This is a genomic window from Rouxiella silvae, from assembly GCF_002093625.1.
Classification (GTDB): domain Bacteria; phylum Pseudomonadota; class Gammaproteobacteria; order Enterobacterales; family Enterobacteriaceae; genus Rouxiella; species Rouxiella silvae.
The window spans coordinates 37,055-54,777 of record NZ_MRWD01000018.1; the positions used below are offsets into that span (position 1 = coordinate 37,055).

Here is a 17,723-nt window from a genome sequence, read left to right on the forward strand (position 1 = left end):
TACAGATGTCGACTTTCTTTATTAATCGCCCGATATTTGCCTGGGTGATCGCGATTGTCATTATGATAGCCGGTGCGCTATCGATAATGAAATTGCCCATAAACCAATATCCAAACATTGCTCCTCCGGCTATTTCCGTGACCGTGACCTATCCAGGCGCGTCGGCAGAAACGGCGCAAAACACCGTGGTTCAGGTTATTGAGCAGCAGTTGAACGGTCTCGACGGCCTGCGCTATATCGAATCGCAAAGTAACAGCGACGGCAGCGCAACCATTATTGTGACCTTTAATCAGGGTACCGATCCGGATATCGCGCAGGTTCAGGTTCAGAACAAAGTGTCTCTGTCCGAATCTCAGTTACCTACTGAAGTCGTTAATCAGGGGATCCGCGTTGCCAAGTATCAGCAAAACTTTATGCTGGTTGTGGGCTTGGCCTCTACCAACGGCAAGATGAGCAACTCCGACTTGGGTAACCTGCTGGTCACCAAGCTTGAAGACCCTATCGTGCGTACCAAAGGCGTGGGTGACTTCCAGGTATTCGGTTCTGAGTACGCGATGCGTATCTGGCTCGATCCGTCCAAGCTGTATAAATACTCCCTCGTCCCAAGTGACGTTACCGCGGCGATTACCGCGCAAAACGTGCAGGTTTCTTCCGGCTCGCTCGGCGGTCTGCCAACGGTTAAAGATTCAAAACTCAACGCCACGATTATTGGTAAAACGCGTTTCGATAGCGTTAAGCAGTTCCAGAACGTGCTGTTGAAAGTGAACACCGACGGTTCTCAGGTTCGCCTGAAAGACGTCTCCAATATCGATCTTGGTCCTGAAAGCTATTCAATTTCGACGACCTATAACGGCAGTCCATCAACGGGTATCGCCCTGCGTCTGGCAACCGGTGCCAACGTACTCGACACCGCTAATGCAGTTAAAGCCACCATCGACGGTTTGAAATCTTCCCTGCCTGAAGGCGTGGAAGTGGTGTATCCATACCAGACTTCACCGGTGGTTAGTGCATCGATTCATGAAGTGGTGAAAACCCTGATTGAAGCGATCGTGCTGGTGTTCTTCGTAATGTTGCTGTTCTTGCAAAACCTGCGCGCCACGTTGGTTACGACGCTGGTTGTGCCGGTAGTATTGTTGGGGACCTTCGGCCTGCTGAATGCCTTTGGCTTCTCGATAAACACCCTGACGATGTTCGGGATGGTGCTTGCCATCGGCCTGTTGGTGGATGACGCCATCGTGGTGGTTGAGAACGTCGAACGTGTCATGCACGAGGAAAAGCTTTCCCCGAAAGAGGCGACCATCAAGTCGATGGGGCAGATTCAGGGCGCGCTGTTCGGTATCGCACTGGTACTGTCTGCTGTACTGATCCCTATGGCGTTCTTCGCCGGCTCTACGGGGATTATTTATCGTCAGTTCTCGATAACTATCGTTTCGGCGATGGCACTTTCCGTTCTGATGGCACTTATCTTTACCCCGGCGCTGTGTGCGACCATTATTAAACACAGCGATGACGACAAGAAAACCACCGGCTTTGCGGGCTGGTTTAACCGCACCTTTGATAAAGGCGCGGCTAAATATACCTCAAGCGTAGCGGGCGTTATTTCACGTCGTCGTCTGTTCATGGTTATCTATCTGCTGATTGTTGTTGCCATGGGGTACATGTTTACCCGCGTGCCAACGACCTTCCTGCCAGATGAAGACCAGGGCATTCTCTTTGTACAGGCAACTTTGCCAGCCAACGCCTCGGCGGAGCGTACTCAGGAAGTGTTAGATCAGGTGCGTCAATACTTCCTGACCAGCGAAAAAGCCAACGTTAACTCCGTATTTACCGCCAACGGCTTCAGCTTCGCCGGTCGTGGTCAAAACGTTGGTATCGGCTTCGTCTCGTTGAAAGGTTGGGATGATCGTCCGGGTGCGCAGAACGGCGTGCAGGCCATTGCGGGTCGTGCAATGGCGCATTTTGCCGGCATTAAAGATGCAAGAGTGTTTGCCTTCGTTCCCCCTGCTGTTCTGGAATTGGGTAACGCCACCGGTTTCGACTTCTATTTACAGGATACTAACGCACAGGGTCATGCCGCGCTGATGGCTGCCCGTAACCAGTTCCTCGGCATGGCCGCACAAGACAAGCGCCTGATGGCTGTTCGTCCTAACGGTATGGAAGACGAACCACAGTACCAGCTTGAAATTGACGACGAACGTGCGCAGGCGTTAGGCCTGAGCCTGAGCGACATCAATGACACCTTGTCTGCGGTGTGGGGTTCCTCCTACATTAACCAGTTCATGTACAACGATCGCGTTAAGAAAGTGTACATTCAGGGCCGTGCCGCCGCGCGCGTTACCCCTGAAGACCTGGGTAAATGGTACTTCCGCAACGGTTCAGGTCAAATGGTTCCGTGGTCAGCGTTTGGCAAAGGTAAGTGGGTTTACGGATCTCCACGCTTCGAACGTTTCAACGGTGTGTCTTCTGTTGAAGTGTTAGGTTCTCCGGCTCCGGGCTACAGCTCGGGCGATGCCACCCAAGCCGTTCTCGATATAGCCAAAAAGCTTCCACCGGGCTTCAAAATTGCGTGGCACGGTCTGTCGTACGAAGAACAGTCAGCAGGTTCTCAGACTCCGGCGCTGTACACGCTGTCGATTATCGTGGTGTTCCTGTGTTTGGCAGCACTATATGAGAGTTGGTCGATTCCATTCTCTGTCATGCTTGTCGTTCCATTGGGTATAATTGGTACCATAGGTGCCGTTTTACTCCGTGGATTGTCCAACGACGTCTTCTTCCAGGTAGGCCTGTTGACAACGGTGGGGCTGGCGGCTAAAAACGCCATCCTAATCGTTGAATTTGCCAAAGAACTACACGAAAAAGAGGGAATGTCGATCACCGAAGCAGCAATCGAAGCGGCTAAACTGCGTATCAGGCCAATTATTATGACCTCGATGGCGTTTATCCTCGGCGTGGTACCGCTCACCATTTCTCATGGTGCCGGTTCCGGTAGCCAGCACTCGATTGGTACTGCGGTAGTGGGTGGGATGATAACGGCAACATTCCTGGCGATTTTCTTTGTTCCAATGTTCTACGTGGTCGTGGTTAATCTATTTACCCGTAAGTCAAAAAAACAAGATAAGCCGCATTCAGATACTGAGGTTTCGAACCATGAATAAACCACGTTTTGCGCTGCCGCTGTTCTCGGCGCTGACACTGACAGTACTTGCTGGCTGTACTATGGAGCCAAAGTACGACCGACCGGCACTGCCGGTCGCCACCGACTGGACCACCAGCAAAGGCGTTGACGCTGGCAAGGCTCAGGATATTGGCTGGAGTCAGTTCTTCAATCAGCCTGAAATGAAGCAGGTCATTACTTTAGCTCTGGCAAACAACCGCGACCTTCGTGTCGCGGCGTTAAATGTTGACACCGCGCGTGCCACTTTCCAGATCGACCGTGCAGCGCTGCTGCCGACGCTGGATGCCACGGGCAGTCAAACTGCTCAACATTTACCCGGCGGCCTTTATTCAACAAAAAGCACCGGCCCAGTGACTTATCAGCAATACAGTGCGGGCGTTGGCGTCAGTGCCTACGAACTCGACCTGTTTGGCCGCGTACGCAGCCTGCGTGACCAGGGTCTCGAGACCTATCTGGCCACGGCGGCAACCCAGCGCGCAACGCAGATAAGTCTGGTATCACAGGTTGCTGAAGGGTATCTGAGCCTGGCGGCGGACAACGATTTGCTGAAACTGGCAATCGACACCGCCAACAGCCAGAACAGCTCTTACGAGTTAACCAAGCGCAGCTATGACCAAGGCGTAAGCAACTCTCAGGACTTGGCTCAGGCAGAAACCACCGTGCGCAGTGCGCAGGCTGACATTGCACAGTACACCCGTCAGGTTCGTCAGGACGTTAACGCCCTGACCCTGCTGGTTGGCGCTGAGATCCCTCAGCAACTGCTGCAAAATGCCAGCTTGAACAACAACTGGAACTTCCCGCAAACGCCAGCGGGTCTGCCTTCCGATCTGTTGACACGTCGTCCGGACATTATCGCTGCCGAGCACACGCTAAAAGCGGCTAATGCCAATATTGGCGCAGCGCGCGCAGCGTTCTTCCCACGCATCTCCCTGACCGGTTCTGCCGGGACTGAGAGCAGCAGCCTGAGCAACCTGTTCAGCGCGGGTTCCGGTGCATGGTCGTTCGGCCCGTCGATTAGCATTCCTATCTTTGACGGCGGCGTGAACAGTGCCAATCTGGACATTGCTAAAACCGAGAAAAAGATTGAGATTGCCAACTACGAGAAAGCGATTCAAACCGCGTTCAAAGAAGTTTCCGACGGTCTTGCCGGTCAGGCAACCTACGGCGACCAGTTGAAAGCAATTCAACAGGAAAACGCCGCAAACCAGCGTAACTTTGACCTGTCACAGCAGCGCTTTAAAGGTGGCGTTGACAGTTATCTGAGCGTACTGGTCGCACAGCGTTCACTGTACGCCGCTCAGCAAACGCTGATTTCCACCAAGCTGGCACAGTTGAACTCTGACATTACACTGTTTAAAGCACTCGGCGGCGGCTGGAAGAAATAGTCCACTCCGCCTCGTAAGCTTTTGACGCAAAAACGCCAGCATCTCTGCTGGCGTTTTTTATACTCATTTTCAGGATTTCCCGTTACTCTGCCGCCTTCCAACCTCCGCCGAGTGCAGCGATAAGCTTCACGCTGGTCACCATCTGCGTGCTCAACAGTGACAGGACGTTTTGCTGTTGGCTAAGGCTGGTGTTTTCCGTTGAGGCGACGTCCAGATAGTCAATCATGCCTGCCTGATACTGATTGAACGTCACGCGCGCCGACTCTTTGGCAGACTGCGCCGCATTTTGCTGGGCAATCATTTGACTGTCGATGGTGTGAAGCTCAACCAGATAATCCTCGACTTCGCCCATAGCAGTCAGCACCGTTTGGCGGTAGGCCGCAACGTCAGCATCATAGGCGGCTTCAGCCTCTGCCACTTTGCCGCGCGTCGCGCCGAAGTCCAGCACCGTCTGGCTTAGCGACGGTCCTAGCGACCAGACGCGGTTTGGCAACGAGAATAGGTTGTGTAACACAGAACTGCTAAAGCCTCCCGAGGCACTCAGGGTGATATCTGGATAATACGCGGCGGTCGCAACGCCCACGGCGGCGTTTGCCGACGCCATAGTACGCTCGGCGGCGGAAATATCCGGACGACGTTGTAGCAACTGAGACGGCAAGGCCGCTGGCATTGCCGGCAGCGTAAACTTGATAGGTGCCGCCGCCAGACTGAACTCTGCCGGTGGTTTGCCAATCAGAATCGCAATCGCGTGCTCCAACTGCGCGCGCTGCCACTGCAAACTCAACGCCGACGCTTTCGTCGTTTCAAGCTGGGTCTGCGCCTGTGCCAGCGTCGCCCGCGACGTGTTGCCGCCGGTATACTGATTTTGAATCACCGTCAGGTAGCGCTGATAGGCCTGAATACTTTGTTGATAGAGCGCAATTTGCGCGTCCATCACCCGCAGTTGGAAATAGTCCTGCGCGAGTTCGGACTGCGCGCTGAGCGTGGCGTTAGCCAAGTCTGCCGCGCTGGCCTGAACATTGGCCTTCTGCTCCTCTTCGGTGCGGCGCAGCTTACCCCAAATGTCCAGCTCCCAGCTCGCCCCAAGCTCGGCTGAATGCTGATTACTGGTGGTTTTCGCCGTACCGCTGCGCGTGCTGTCAACCGTTGCCGTCACCTGCGGGAACAGTTCCGCCCGCGCCTGCGTTACTAATGCCTGCGCCTGACGATACTGCGCGGCGTACTGGGCCACGTTCTGGTTCGAAATCTGTACCTGACTCATCAACGCCGAGAGCTGTGGGTCTTGATACACTTGCCACCAGTCACCCTTGCTTTGCCCCTCTTTAGGCACCGCCGCCGTCCAGCCTTTCGCTTCTTTAAACGCGGTCGGCATCGTCACCGCAGGGCGATGATAGTCAGGGCCCACGGTACAGCCAACAACCATTAACACCAGCGCCAGCGGAGCCAGACGAAACAACGTTGAACCTGCTTTAGTACTTGTCATGACGGGCTTCACTTTATCAAGAATCATATTATTCATGGCGTTCAGGCTCAGATGGCGTATGGTGCGGACGAATTCGCGCCCATAAACGCTTGGTTGCACGACTGCTTCTGTCCATATACAGGTAAACAACCGGCGTCGTAAACAGCGTGAGGACCTGGCTCATCGCCAATCCCCCAGCAATTGCCAACCCCAGCGGGCTGCGCAAATCTGCGTCACCACCACTGCCCAGCGCCAAAGGCAAGGCACCGAAAAATGCGGCCAGCGTGGTCATCATAATCGGGCGGAATCGCATCAGGCAGGCCTGCACAATAGCCTGCTGCGGCGAAAGCCCCAGCCTGCGTTCAGCATCAAGCGCAAAGTCGATCATCATAATGGCATTCTTCTTAACAATGCCTATTAGCAACAGAATGCCTATCAGCGCAATCACCGTAAGCTGAGTATTGGTCATTAACATCAGCAACAACGCACCAAGCCCGGCCGACGGCAGGGTGGAAAGAATGGTTAGCGGATGGATGTAGCTCTCATACAGCATGCCCAGCACGATATATACCGCCGCCAACGCCGCTAAAATCAGCCACGGCATCTGCTGCGCCAACGCCTGAAATGCCTGCGCCGTGCCCGCATAGCCGGACTGAATCGTGTCCGGCAGACCAATTTTAGCCATTGCCGTTTTTACCGCTGCCTGCCCTTCTTCGATAGACACGCCGTCGGCCAGGTTAAAGGCAATGGTGGTCGTTGCAGACTGCCCCTGATGCGCCACGGACAGGGGGGCGTTGGCGCTGCTGAAGGTGGTAAAGGCCGAAAGCGGGACCTGATTACCCTCACTGGTCACCAGGTACATCTGGTTAAGCACGTCAGGATCGCTGGTAAAGTCCGGCGTCAGGTACATCACCACGTGATACTGGTTAAGCGTTTTGTAGATAGTCGCCACCTGCCGCTGGGCAAAGGCATTGTTTAACATTGCATCAATCGTTTTGACATTAACGCCCAGCTGAGTCGCTTTGTCGCGGTCAATATTGAGCATCACTTCTTGGCCGCCGGTCTGAGAATCGGAATCGACGCCGGTCAGCTGCGGCAGTGCACTCAGGGCAGCTTTAACCTTCGGGCCCCATTCACGCAGCAGCGACAAATCATCGGCCTGTAGGCTAAATTGATACTCAGAGTTGGCGCTGCGGCCACCGATGCGCAAGTCCTGCGCCGCCATCAGGAACAGCTGTGAGCCTGGCAGCTTGGCGGTCTCCACCATGATACGGTTGGCAATCTGGTTAGCCGTAGATTTACGCTGGTCAAAGTCTTTCAAGCGGATAAAGAACAGCGCCGTGTTGCGCGATCCAAAGCCGCCGCTGCCCGCCGAGCTCATCACGGTTGCCACGTCAGGATCATGCTGAATAATTTTGGCGTAGTTAATCATCTGCGGCTGAATCGACTGGAAGGAGGTGTTCTGGTCAGCGCGCAGCATGCCGATCAACATGCCGGTATCCTGCTCGGGGAAAAAGCCTTTCTCGACCACGGTATAGAGATAAAAATTCAACACCACAGTGAGCATTAATACCACCATGGTCAACGGCTGGTGCCGCATCACCCAGTTTAGCCCGTTGGAATAGGCCTGCAACAGGCCATTGAGCCAGCGCTCGATAAGCCGGTAAATACGCGGCTGGCGTTTTTCAACCGGCGGTTTGCGTTTTAAGAAGCGGGCACACAGCATGGGCGTCAGCGTTAACGACACCAGCATCGAAATCAACAGCGAAATCGACAGCGTCACCGCAAATTCACGGAACAAACGGCCCACGATGCTGCCCATCAGCAGAATCGGAATAAACACGGCGATAAGCGACAGTGTCATCGACAGCACGGTAAAGCCAACTTCGCCCGCCCCGCGAATCGCCGCCCTCACCGGACTCAGCCCCTCTTCAATATGCCGGGTAATGTTCTCCAGCACCACGATGGCGTCATCGACCACAAAGCCGGTGGCAATAATCAGCGCCATCAGCGACAGGTTATCGAGGCTGTAGCCCAGCAGATACATGATGGAACAGGTACCGATCAGCGAAACCGGCAGCGCGAGCGCCGGTATTAACACCGCTCTACCGTTGCGCAGGAACACAAACACCACGGCGATAACCAGCAGAGTGGCTTCGAGCAGCGTAGTTTCTGTGTCACGCAACGACTCTTTCACGGTCGGTGAGCGGTCCAGACCTACGCTAAGTTTCACGTCACCCGGCAGCTCTTTTTCCATCTCCGGTAAGGCATCTTTGATGGCACTGATGGTGGTGAGCATGTTGGCACCGGCCTGACGCGTGACCGCAATCATCACCGAGGGTGTGCCGTTGAAATAGCCGACGTTGTACTTGTCCTCAACGGAATCATAAACGTTAGCAATATCACTAAGGCGAATAGCATTGCCGTTTATATAGGTCACTACCAGCTTACGGTACTGCGACGCCGTACTTTGCTGGCCATTCCCTTCCACCATCCATGACTGACCGTTGCCCTGAAGCACGCCTTTAGGCAGATTGGTGGTGCTGTTGGCTATCGCGGTGCGAATAGTATCGAGCGAGATACCATACGAACTAATCGCCTGCGGACGCAGGTCAATACGCACGCCCGGCAAGGCGCTACCGGTCAGAGATACCTGCCCTACGCCGTTAACCTGAGCAATTTTTTGCTGCAGTTGGCTGGAGGCAATGTCATAAAGCTCGCCGTTGCTGCGCGTTGACGAGGTCAGCGCCAGCATCACAATCGGCGCATCGGCGGGGTTGGCTTTGCGATAGGTCGGCAGTGAAGGCATGCTGCTCGGCAGCAGCGAACGTGAGGCGTTAATTGCCGCCTGTACGTCGCGGGCCGCCCCGTTAATGTCGCGATCTAGGTCAAACTGCAAAACGATGCGCGTCGAGCCTTGCGAGCTGGAAGAGGTCATTTCACTGACCCCTGAAATGCTGCCCATTGCCCTTTCGAGCGGCGTAGCCACCGTGGCAGCCATCGTCTCGGGACTCGCGCCTGGCAGGCTGGCGCTGACCATAATGGTCGGGAAATCCACCTGCGGCAAAGGGGCCACAGGTAACAGGTTATAACCCAATAGGCCCAGCAGCACGATTGCCGAGGTGAGCAGCAGCGTGGCTACCGGTCGAAAAATAAAGAAGCGGGAAATATTCATTCCTGTTCCTGTACTTTACGGCGGGCGGGACGCCAGCGCGTCGCCAGTCGGTCAAACATCAGATAAATAACTGGCGTGGAGAACAGCGTCAGCACCTGACTGAATATTAACCCGCCGACGATAACCAGACCCAGCGGCTGGCGCAGTTCTGCTCCGCTTCCGCTGGCCAGCATCAACGGCAGCGCACCAATTAACGCGGCCATGGTGGTCATCAAAATCGGCCTAAAGCGCAGTAAACAGGCCTGATGAATCGCATCACGCGGCGACATATGCTGCTTTTGTTCCGCCTCAAGCGCAAAGTCGATCATCATGATGGCGTTCTTTTTCACAATACCGATCAGCAAAATCACGCCGATGAGCGCAATCAGGCTGAACTCGGTGCCGCTGAACAGCAGAGACAACAACGCCCCCACGGCGGCCGAAGGCAGCGTTGAAAGAATGGTTACCGGATGAATAAAGCTTTCATAAAGAATACCGAGCACGACGTACATGGTCAGCAGTGCGGCCAGGATAAGCCACAGCGTGTTGCCGGTTGCGCTTTCAAACGAAGCAGCAGACCCCTGATAACGCAATGTAATATTGTCCGGCAGGCCAATTTCCGCACTGGTTTTTTTAATCGCTTCCTGCGCCTGCTCAATCGAATAACCGTCGTTGAGATTAAACGATACCGTCACCGCCGGAAGCTGGTTTAACCGCGCCTGCAGCAGCGCGCCGGTGCGCATGTGGATGCTGGCAATCGAAGTCAGCTTGATCATTCCCGTCGAGTTAGTGCCGGAGCTGCTTGACGTCGTTGAGCTGCCGGAAGCACTGTTGCTGTCGTTGCTGCTGCTGGTGCTGGTGGTACTGCTTGAAGTGCTGCTCGAACTGGTGCTGTTGGTGGTTGAGCTACTGCTTGATGAACTGCTGCCATTGCTGGCCGCCAGATAAACATCATCAAATGACTCAGGTGATTGCTGATACTGCGGGGCCACTTCCAGCACCACACGATACTGGTTCGACTGGGTAAAGATGGTGGATACCAGCCGCTGTCCGAAGGCGTTATACAACGCCGTATCCACGTCGGACGCGGTAATGCCGTAGCGTGCAGCCGCATCGCGGTTAAGCTCAACGTAGGCAACCTGACCCTGCTGCTGCAGGTTGCTGACCACGCTGTTAAACTCCGGTTCCGCACGCAGCTTATCGAGCAGTTTTGGCGTCCAGCTCACCAGATTCGAGCTGTCGGTGTCGTCAAGCGTAAACTGATACTGACTCGGTGTAACCTGGTCGTCGACGGTCAAATCTTGCGAAGCCTGAAGATAAAGTTCAATGCCAGGGACGGAGGCCGTTTCCTGTTTCAAACGCGCAATAACCGCGGGCGCACGATCGTCTCGCAGGCTAATCGCCTTAAGGCTAATCTGCAGACGGCCGCTGTTGAGGCTGGTGTTATTACCGTCCACACCAATGGTTGATGCGACACTCTCTACGTCTTTGTCTTTTAAGATTATTTCTGCCAGTGCCTGCTGCCTGCGGCCCATTTCACTAAATGAAACATCCTGCGAGGCCATAGTGATCCCTTGAATCATCCCGGTATCCTGCGACGGGAAAAAGCCTTTGGGAACAATCAAATACAGCAGTGCGGTCAACACCAGCGTGGCGAGTGCGACCAGCAGCGTCAACCGTTGGTGATTGAGCACCACAGTGAGCATACGGTCATAACCGGCAATCAGCTTGTCAAATACCTGCCCGCCCTTGCGGTAGAAACGACTCTGCTTCTCTTCAGGAATATGGCGCAGAAGATAAGCGCACAGCATCGGTGTCAGGGTTAATGACACCAACATCGACACAATGATCGACACCGCGAGCGTAATCGCAAATTCGCGGAACAGTCGTCCCACCACATCGCCCATAAACAGCAGCGGAATAAGCACCGCGATCAGCGAGAAGGTTAACGAGATAATGGTAAATGCAATCTGTTTGGACCCGTTCAGCGCCGCCTGCATCGGCGTTTCGCCCTCTTCGAGCCGACGCGAAATGTTTTCAACCACTACGATGGCGTCATCAATAACAAAGCCGGTAGCAATGGTCAGCGCCATCAGCGACAGGTTATTGAGACTGAAACCGCACAAGTACATCACGCCAAAAGTACCCACCAGCGAAAGCGGCACTGCCACGCTGGGAATAAGCGTCGCCGCCACGTTGCGCAGGAACAGGAAGGTGACCATGACTACCAGCGCAATTGACAGCAGCAGTTCAAACTGCACGTCGCTGATAGACGCGCGAATGGTCTGGGTACGGTCAGAAAGCACAGTAACTTTGATGGAGTCTGGCAACGCGGCCTGCAATTTTGGCAGCTGCGTCTTGATAGCATCAACTACTGAAATCACGTTAGCACCCGGCTGACGCTGAACGTTGATAATAATTGCCGGCTTATTGTTAGCCCAGGCCGAAAGATATTGATTTTCAGGGGCTTCACTTAGCGTGGCGATGTCTTTCAAACGCAGCGCCGCGCCGTTGCTGTAGGTCACAATCAGATTGCCGTACTCTTCTGCCGTGCGCAGCTGATCGTTAGCGTCAATGGTAATTGAATGATGTTTACCGTCGAACCCGCCTTTCGAACCGTTAACATTACTGTTGCCAATCAGGGTGTTAATGTCTTCAAGCGTTAGATTATGCGCCGCCAAGGCACGCGGATTAACCTGCACGCGAACCGCAGGCTGATGCCCACCGGCAAGCGTAACCAGTCCCACACCCGATATTTGTGAAAGCTTGAGCGCCACTCGGGTGTTAACCAAGTCCTGCACTTTGGTCAGCGGCAGTGAGTCGGAAGTCACCGCCAGCGTGATCACTGCGCTGTCGGCAGGGTTTACCTTTTTATAGGTTGGCGGATTGGGCAACTCGCTAGGCAGCAGGCTGTTGGCAGCGTTGATTGCCGCCTGCACTTCCTGCTCGGCCACGTCGAGTGAAAGCTCCAGTGAGAACTTTAGCGTGATAATCGACGAACCTGTCGAGCTGGTCGAATACATCTGACTGAGGCCCGGCATTTGCCCAAGCTGGCGTTCAAGCGGCGCGGTGATCCCCGAGGCTACAACGTCCGGGCTGGCGCCCGGATAGAGCGTGGTCACCTGAATGGTCGGATAATCAACCTGCGGCAGCGCCGACGTTGACAGCATGTTGTAGGCAAAAATACCCGACAACAGTACCGCCACCATCAGCAAGACGGTGGCGACCGGCCTTTGGATAAAGAGGCGTGATGGATTCATTTAGGCCCGCTGTCTTTGCCGGTAGTCGCTTTGTCTACGCCGGTTTTATCCGTCTTTTCCGTCCCCGCAGCGGCAGCCGCCGCGCTGGCCGCCGTCACGACCTGAACCTTGGCGCCGTCGTTTAATCTGTCGATACCGGTAGTCACTACCTGTTCACCCGGCGTTACGCCTGAGAGCACCGCAACCTGGTCATCGCCAAAGTTCGGTCCAGATTTTACCGCCGTGCGCACAACGCTGCCGTCCTGTTTAATAACATAAACGAAATCACCGTCGGAGCTGAGTTGCAGTGCGGCAGAGGGGATAACGGTCGCGTTTTCAAGCAGGCCGACCTGCAATCGCGCATTTACAAACTGATTCGGATACAGCGCGTCATCACTATTATCAAACACCGCTTTAAGCTTGACGCTGCCGGTGGTGGTGTCGATTTCGTTGCTCATAAACTGCAGTTTACCCTGCGCCAGTACCTTGTCCCCGTTTTGGTCGAAGGCGGTGGTTGGCATGGTTTGCCCGCTACGCAGTGCTTTGAGGATAGTTTGCAGATTGCTTTGCGGCACGCTGAAGGTAACGGCAATCGGCTGAGTTTGGGTAATAGTAACAATGCCGGTGGTTGAACTGCTCGACACCATATTGCCTGGGTCGACTAGACGCAGGCCAACGTGACCGCTGATTGGCGCCGTAATACGTGCGAACTGCAAGTTCAGCTTGGCCGCATCAATTTGCGCCTGATCGGCCTTAACCGCGCCGCTATACTGACCGGCGGTTGCAATCTGGCTTTCGAGATCCTGACGCGCCAGCGAATCCTGTGCATAAAGTTTGCGGTAGCGGGCCAACGTCAGTTGGGCACTTTTTTCCAGCGCCTGATTCTGCGCCAAATCTCCCTGATACTGTTCAAGCGTTGCCTGATAGCTGCGCGGATCGATCTGCGCCAGCAGTTGCCCTGCTTCGACTTTCTGGCCTTCGGTGAAAAATACCTTCATCAGTTGGCCGTCAACGCGACTGGTGACTGTAACCGACGCATTAGGGATAACCGTTCCCAGCGCGCGCAGGTAAACCGGCACGTTGGCCTGTTCTACCCTCCCCGCCTGAACCGGCGTAGCGCCGCCTGCACCGGGCATTCCCCCTCTCATTCCGCCACGCATGCCGCCGCGGTGACGCTCGTTACCCGCGGTCGCCCCGCCCGTTGGCGCACTCTTGTGAAAGAAGAAAAACCAGGCCGCGATCGCCAGTACGATAACAGTAAGAATTAACCACAACGTTTTGCGGTTTTTAGAACGAGATGAGGCAGTTGGCAGCATAAATTTCTTAAGTTCGCACGAGTGATGGGAAGAAACAGCTGAAAGAGGTCGTTCAACCAGATAGGTCCATTATCCAGAATTTACAGGTAGACTGTTTTTAGGACAACGTAAAGATTCCGTAAGCAAGTATGAACAAATAATTCATAAATGCCCACTATTTACATAAGAACATAAATGCAGGAATTTTAGAGTTTAAAGAGGCAATATCAGGGAGAGTATAAATTAAGGCCCTGAAAATTCAGAGCCTGGAGAGTATTATTTACCGCCGTCCACGCTCAGCACTTGGCCCGTTACCCAGTTGGCCCAGTCGGAGGCGAAGTAAAGCACGGCGTGGGCAATATCTTCCGCAGCACCAAGACGCTTCATGGCCACATTGTCAATGTGCCGTTTTTGCCCTTCACTGCCCATCGCTTCCCACTGTTTTTCCGTAGACGGATTGCTACGTACGAAACCGGGCGCCACGTTATTCACCGTAATATTCCACGGGCCAAGCTCGTGCGCCAGTTGGCGCGTCAGGCCAATCTGCCCAGCCTTGGCGCTGGCATACGCCTGAATACCGGTCAAACTTACGCCCAGTCCTGCTCCGCTTGAGATGTTAATGATACGACCAAATTTTTGCTGCTTCATCGCGCCAACGGCCGCCTGAGACATCAGGAATGCGCCGTTGAGATTAACGGCAACAATCGCCTGCCACTGCTCAAAAGTCACATCCTCCAGCGGCTGGCCCTTTTGGCCGACCACGCCACCGGCGTTATTGACCAAGATATCAACGCTTATCCCGCGCGCCGCCAAAGAAGCGAACAGCGCGCTCACCGCCTCGGGAGAACTGATGTCAGACTCCAGCGCAATGCAGCGCGCTCCACACAGCGCCGCCGTCTCATCAACCCGATCTTTTTGAATATCACAGGCAACAACCTGTGCACCGCGCTGTGAAAAAGCCAGACAAATCGCACGACCAAATCCTTGCGCAGCGCCGGTGACCAGCACAGTGCGTTGGGAAAAATCAAAAGGGTTTTGCATAGGAAGTTTCCGCGTCATGATGTTCAAACAGTATAAGAGTGTTCAAGCAGTGCCAGCGTGTCTAACGATTGCGGCAGTTCACCGCGTTCAATCAGATGTATAAGCTCAACCAGTCGCGTGGTAAGTGGCATCGTCAGATTAAAACTGATGCCTATATCGATGGCCGGAGCAATCTGAGCATCGACTTCGGTTTGGCGTTTGCGCACGGCCAAATCGCGCCAAATACCTGAGTGAGACTTCGCCGAACGACGGTTGTGCGCCACCATGTCCTCAAAGGACTGCTGCGTATGTTCAGCGCTGGCATCGGGTAAAAATGCCGAGGGATCAAAGCCGTCAAAGCCTTGCAGCTCAATACCCTGCGCGTGGGCAACCGCACCAATTTCGCGTGCTAGTGAAGTCAACAACGGACGAAATCGCGGCATCGCCAGCACATCGGCAATGCTGTCATCGGTCAAGGCAGTAGCAAAAAGCAGCGCACCATAAATCATTTTCGCCCACAGGAATCCCCAGATGTTGGGCGTGAGCACGGCCGCGGGATCAAAATGCAGCAGCAGGGTATACAACGCCTCGGTGCGGGGCCGCGTAATGGCATCGAGCTCACCGATAACCACCGCGCCACGTCCGCCGTGGTGGATAACTCCCGGTTCGATAAAGTCGGCACCAAAATTAAGGAAGGCACCCACCGTCCGCTCTACACCTATCACCTCGGCGATAACATGTTCATTTAGCCCATTTTGCATCGATACCACGCAGCCCTGAGGTGCAAGCAAAGGCGCTATTTGTTGGATCGCCGTGGCCGTGTGGTGGGACTTTACTGCCAGCAGTATGCAGTGATAATTACCGTCGAGTTCGTCCGGTAAGAAGGCCCGCGCTTGAACGGTTTTATCGCCCAATGGGCCTGTGATGCGCAGGCCGTGCAGATTTATTGCCGCCACGTGCTCAGCGACGTTGTCCACAAAGATCACCGGCTGACCGGCTTCAATAAAGGATGCGCCTATTGCACCGCCAATCGCACCGGCGCCCCACACCACTATCGGGGAAAGCGACTGTGGCTCATCGTGAAAGGCCTCTTCTTCAATCAAAGTGGCTATCGACATCGGTTCTTCCTCCAAATTAACAGCCAAAAATGATGAGCTTAAAGCGCGCTGATAACATCGCGAATTTCACCCACGGCGGTGTGCCAAATGGCCAGCATGTCGTCGTCGGCGCGCTGATAAAAGCCGCCGTAGTTGCCGTCACCGAGATAGGCCCGGGCCTGCGTGGGATCAAGTTTACGCAGCGCGACTAAATCGAGCATCGGTTTACGCTCGTCGGGCATCGCTACGCCAGGCAATCGCGTCCACGGGAAGTTCTCCATCCACGAGGCATGCGAGGCAACGGGGTCGATAGAGGCCACTTTTTCCCAGGTTTTCGGTGCATTCCACCAGTTATGCAACTGCACCGTGATACCCGGATTATTGACCATCCATTCGCCGATAATGTTCTGCGCCGGTGAATTTCCACCGTGACCGTTTACAAACAAAATACGACGAAAACCCTGACGCTTCAGATTGTTAAGAATGTCGTAGATTAAGCCAATATAGGTTTGCATACTCAGACTGATGGTGCCGGGATAGTCGCTAAACGCGGGCGTCATTCCGAAAGGCATGACCGGAAAAACGGGGATACCGAAAGGCTCTGCGGCCTCAGTTGCGACCTTCTCTGCCAAAATTGAATCCACTGAAAGGCTGAGGTAGGCGTGCTGCTCGGTGCTGCCAAGCGGCACAATAACCCTGTCGTCGGTGGTAAGATAGCGCTCTAACTGTTGCCAGTTCATCTCACTGATTTTCATTGCGGTCCCCGGTGTTGGACGCCTGTAAAATGCCCTGCTGCAGTAGCGGAACGACAACTCTCTGGATCTCGCCTGCGTCAGGAACGTGCCTGTATTCAAAGGATTGCTGCCCTTCACTTAGCTGAGAGGTGAGATCCTGAGCGCCGGTGGCATACACCAGTGCATCGGTCTCTTTTATAAGCTCTGACAGCTGAGGATCATCGCGGTGAACCACGATTATCTGGGTGACATGAGGTGCAAAACGCTCTACGCCGTGGGTCATCAACGACGTAAATTCTGGAAAAATAGACACCACCAGCGTGCGGGTCAGCGGCTCGAGAGAGGCCAGCGAGCGGCGGGTGGTTTCAGAAGGAATAAAGCTGATATTAAGCAACGGCAGTCCGGGCACAAGCACACTGACTTCGCGCCGGCGATGGGCGAAGGTCAGCAACAGGTCGGCGTCGCCAACGCGTTGACGCAGCAGCTCATCGTTTTTTAACTCTGTAATGGTAGTCGCTTCAACCTGCGCAATTTCACCCAGCGTTTCACTGATGCATTGCGCATAATCGCGCGCGGCGTCGATAAAATTCCCGATCAAAAATACAGTTTTCTTTTTAAGCTGACGCTGCCTTTCACTGAATCGATTGCTGACTAGCGCGCCCAAATCAGAGGCACTGAAACCCATCAGCATGCCGCAGTTGATTAAGGCGTCAAGATGGCGATGCAGCTCATCGAGGTTCTGGCTTGATGACCCTAGCAGCGAAGATGCGTCGGCAATAAACGTGCCTGCGCCCGGTTTGCTGTAAACCAGTTCTGCCGCTTTCAACTCGCGATAAACCTGAGCCACAGTCATTGGCGCCACGCCGAGTAAATCGGCCATTTCCCTGACCGACGGAAGCTGCTCGCCGGGTTTTAGTGCGCCAAAAGTGATCGCATATTCAATCATTCCGCGTAGCTGAGCGCCCAACGGAATAGAAGAGTTACGGTCTAGGTGGAATTCCATAGCCTGCCTTGGTAACTGTATTAGTCTACCAATACAATAATGCTGTTTTTTACAGCAATGCAAGCCATCTTTGAAAAATAATTGCTCAATTCAGTCAGAAATCGACTCCCCACTTACTTTGTTGCATTTTTTTTGCGCTGATTATTGACAAATTGTGAC

At 54.3% G+C, this 17,723-nt stretch carries 10 protein-coding genes; 2 read left to right on the forward strand and 8 right to left on the reverse strand.

Annotated elements, in window-relative coordinates; translation table 11 throughout:
* The first annotated feature begins 5 nt into the window (after positions 1–5).
* Both BS639_RS09380 and BS639_RS09385 read left to right on the forward strand, forming a co-directional pair.
* Positions 6–3,155 (forward strand): efflux RND transporter permease subunit, encoded by a 3,150-nt coding sequence (locus tag BS639_RS09380; RefSeq protein ID WP_084982947.1) that lies wholly within the window; start codon positions 6–8, stop codon positions 3,153–3,155.
* On the forward strand, positions 3,148–4,560 hold the full coding sequence (locus BS639_RS09385; protein ID WP_055772885.1) for an efflux transporter outer membrane subunit: 1,413 nt from the start codon (positions 3,148–3,150) through the stop codon (positions 4,558–4,560). The genes BS639_RS09380 and BS639_RS09385 overlap by 8 nt, the downstream gene beginning before the upstream one ends.
* An 82-nt stretch (positions 4,561–4,642) precedes the next feature.
* Here BS639_RS09385 and BS639_RS09390 read toward each other — a convergent pair whose 3' ends face one another.
* From BS639_RS09390 to BS639_RS09425, 8 genes are all read right to left on the reverse strand, one after another.
* Positions 4,643–6,043, reverse strand: a complete 1,401-nt coding sequence (locus BS639_RS09390) for an efflux transporter outer membrane subunit (RefSeq protein ID WP_055773186.1) — start codon at positions 6,041–6,043, stop codon at positions 4,643–4,645.
* Positions 6,044–6,071: 28 nt separating this feature from the next.
* Positions 6,072–9,197: a multidrug efflux RND transporter permease subunit gene (locus tag BS639_RS09395; RefSeq protein ID WP_084982948.1), complete on the reverse strand. Its 3,126-nt coding sequence runs from the start codon at positions 9,195–9,197 to the stop codon at positions 6,072–6,074.
* Positions 9,194–12,436 carry an efflux RND transporter permease subunit gene (locus BS639_RS09400; RefSeq protein ID WP_084982949.1) on the reverse strand — a complete coding sequence of 1,081 codons (3,243 nt, stop codon included), beginning with the start codon at positions 12,434–12,436 and terminating at the stop codon, positions 9,194–9,196. The genes BS639_RS09395 and BS639_RS09400 overlap by 4 nt, the downstream gene beginning before the upstream one ends.
* Positions 12,433–13,731 carry an MdtA/MuxA family multidrug efflux RND transporter periplasmic adaptor subunit gene (locus tag BS639_RS09405; RefSeq protein WP_055772876.1) on the reverse strand — a complete coding sequence of 433 codons (1,299 nt, stop codon included), beginning with the start codon at positions 13,729–13,731 and terminating at the stop codon, positions 12,433–12,435. The genes BS639_RS09400 and BS639_RS09405 overlap by 4 nt, the downstream gene beginning before the upstream one ends.
* A 255-nt stretch (positions 13,732–13,986) precedes the next feature.
* Entirely contained in the window at positions 13,987–14,751 is a 765-nt protein-coding gene (locus BS639_RS09410) for an SDR family NAD(P)-dependent oxidoreductase (protein ID WP_055772872.1), read from the reverse strand.
* Between the two features lie 23 nt (positions 14,752–14,774).
* Positions 14,775–15,848 carry a ketopantoate reductase family protein gene (locus tag BS639_RS09415; RefSeq protein WP_055772870.1) on the reverse strand — a complete coding sequence of 358 codons (1,074 nt, stop codon included), beginning with the start codon at positions 15,846–15,848 and terminating at the stop codon, positions 14,775–14,777.
* A 38-nt stretch (positions 15,849–15,886) separates the two neighbouring features.
* Positions 15,887–16,582, reverse strand: a complete 696-nt coding sequence (locus tag BS639_RS09420; protein WP_055772867.1) for a creatininase family protein — start codon at positions 16,580–16,582, stop codon at positions 15,887–15,889.
* Positions 16,569–17,564, reverse strand: a complete 996-nt coding sequence (locus BS639_RS09425) for a GntR family transcriptional regulator (protein ID WP_055772864.1) — start codon at positions 17,562–17,564, stop codon at positions 16,569–16,571. The genes BS639_RS09420 and BS639_RS09425 overlap by 14 nt, the downstream gene beginning before the upstream one ends.
* Positions 17,565–17,723 lie beyond the last annotated feature (159 nt).

What these genes read in the sequence shown, in the direction of transcription:
- BS639_RS09405 (WP_055772876.1), bottom strand. Translation starts at nt 13,731, where the DNA reads ATGCTGCCAACTGCCTCATCTCGTTCTAAAAACCGCAAAACGTTGTGG.
- BS639_RS09410 (WP_055772872.1), bottom strand. Translation starts at nt 14,751, where the DNA reads ATGCAAAACCCTTTTGATTTTTCCCAACGCACTGTGCTGGTCACCGGC.
- BS639_RS09380 (WP_084982947.1), top strand. Translation starts at nt 6, where the DNA reads ATGTCGACTTTCTTTATTAATCGCCCGATATTTGCCTGGGTGATCGCG.
- BS639_RS09400 (WP_084982949.1), bottom strand. Translation starts at nt 12,436, where the DNA reads ATGAATCCATCACGCCTCTTTATCCAAAGGCCGGTCGCCACCGTCTTG.
- BS639_RS09390 (WP_055773186.1), bottom strand. Translation starts at nt 6,043, where the DNA reads ATGACAAGTACTAAAGCAGGTTCAACGTTGTTTCGTCTGGCTCCGCTG.
- BS639_RS09415 (WP_055772870.1), bottom strand. Translation starts at nt 15,848, where the DNA reads ATGTCGATAGCCACTTTGATTGAAGAAGAGGCCTTTCACGATGAGCCA.
- BS639_RS09395 (WP_084982948.1), bottom strand. Translation starts at nt 9,197, where the DNA reads ATGAATATTTCCCGCTTCTTTATTTTTCGACCGGTAGCCACGCTGCTG.
- BS639_RS09385 (WP_055772885.1), top strand. Translation starts at nt 3,148, where the DNA reads ATGAATAAACCACGTTTTGCGCTGCCGCTGTTCTCGGCGCTGACACTG.
- BS639_RS09425 (WP_055772864.1), bottom strand. Translation starts at nt 17,564, where the DNA reads ATGGAATTCCACCTAGACCGTAACTCTTCTATTCCGTTGGGCGCTCAG.
- BS639_RS09420 (WP_055772867.1), bottom strand. Translation starts at nt 16,582, where the DNA reads ATGAAAATCAGTGAGATGAACTGGCAACAGTTAGAGCGCTATCTTACC.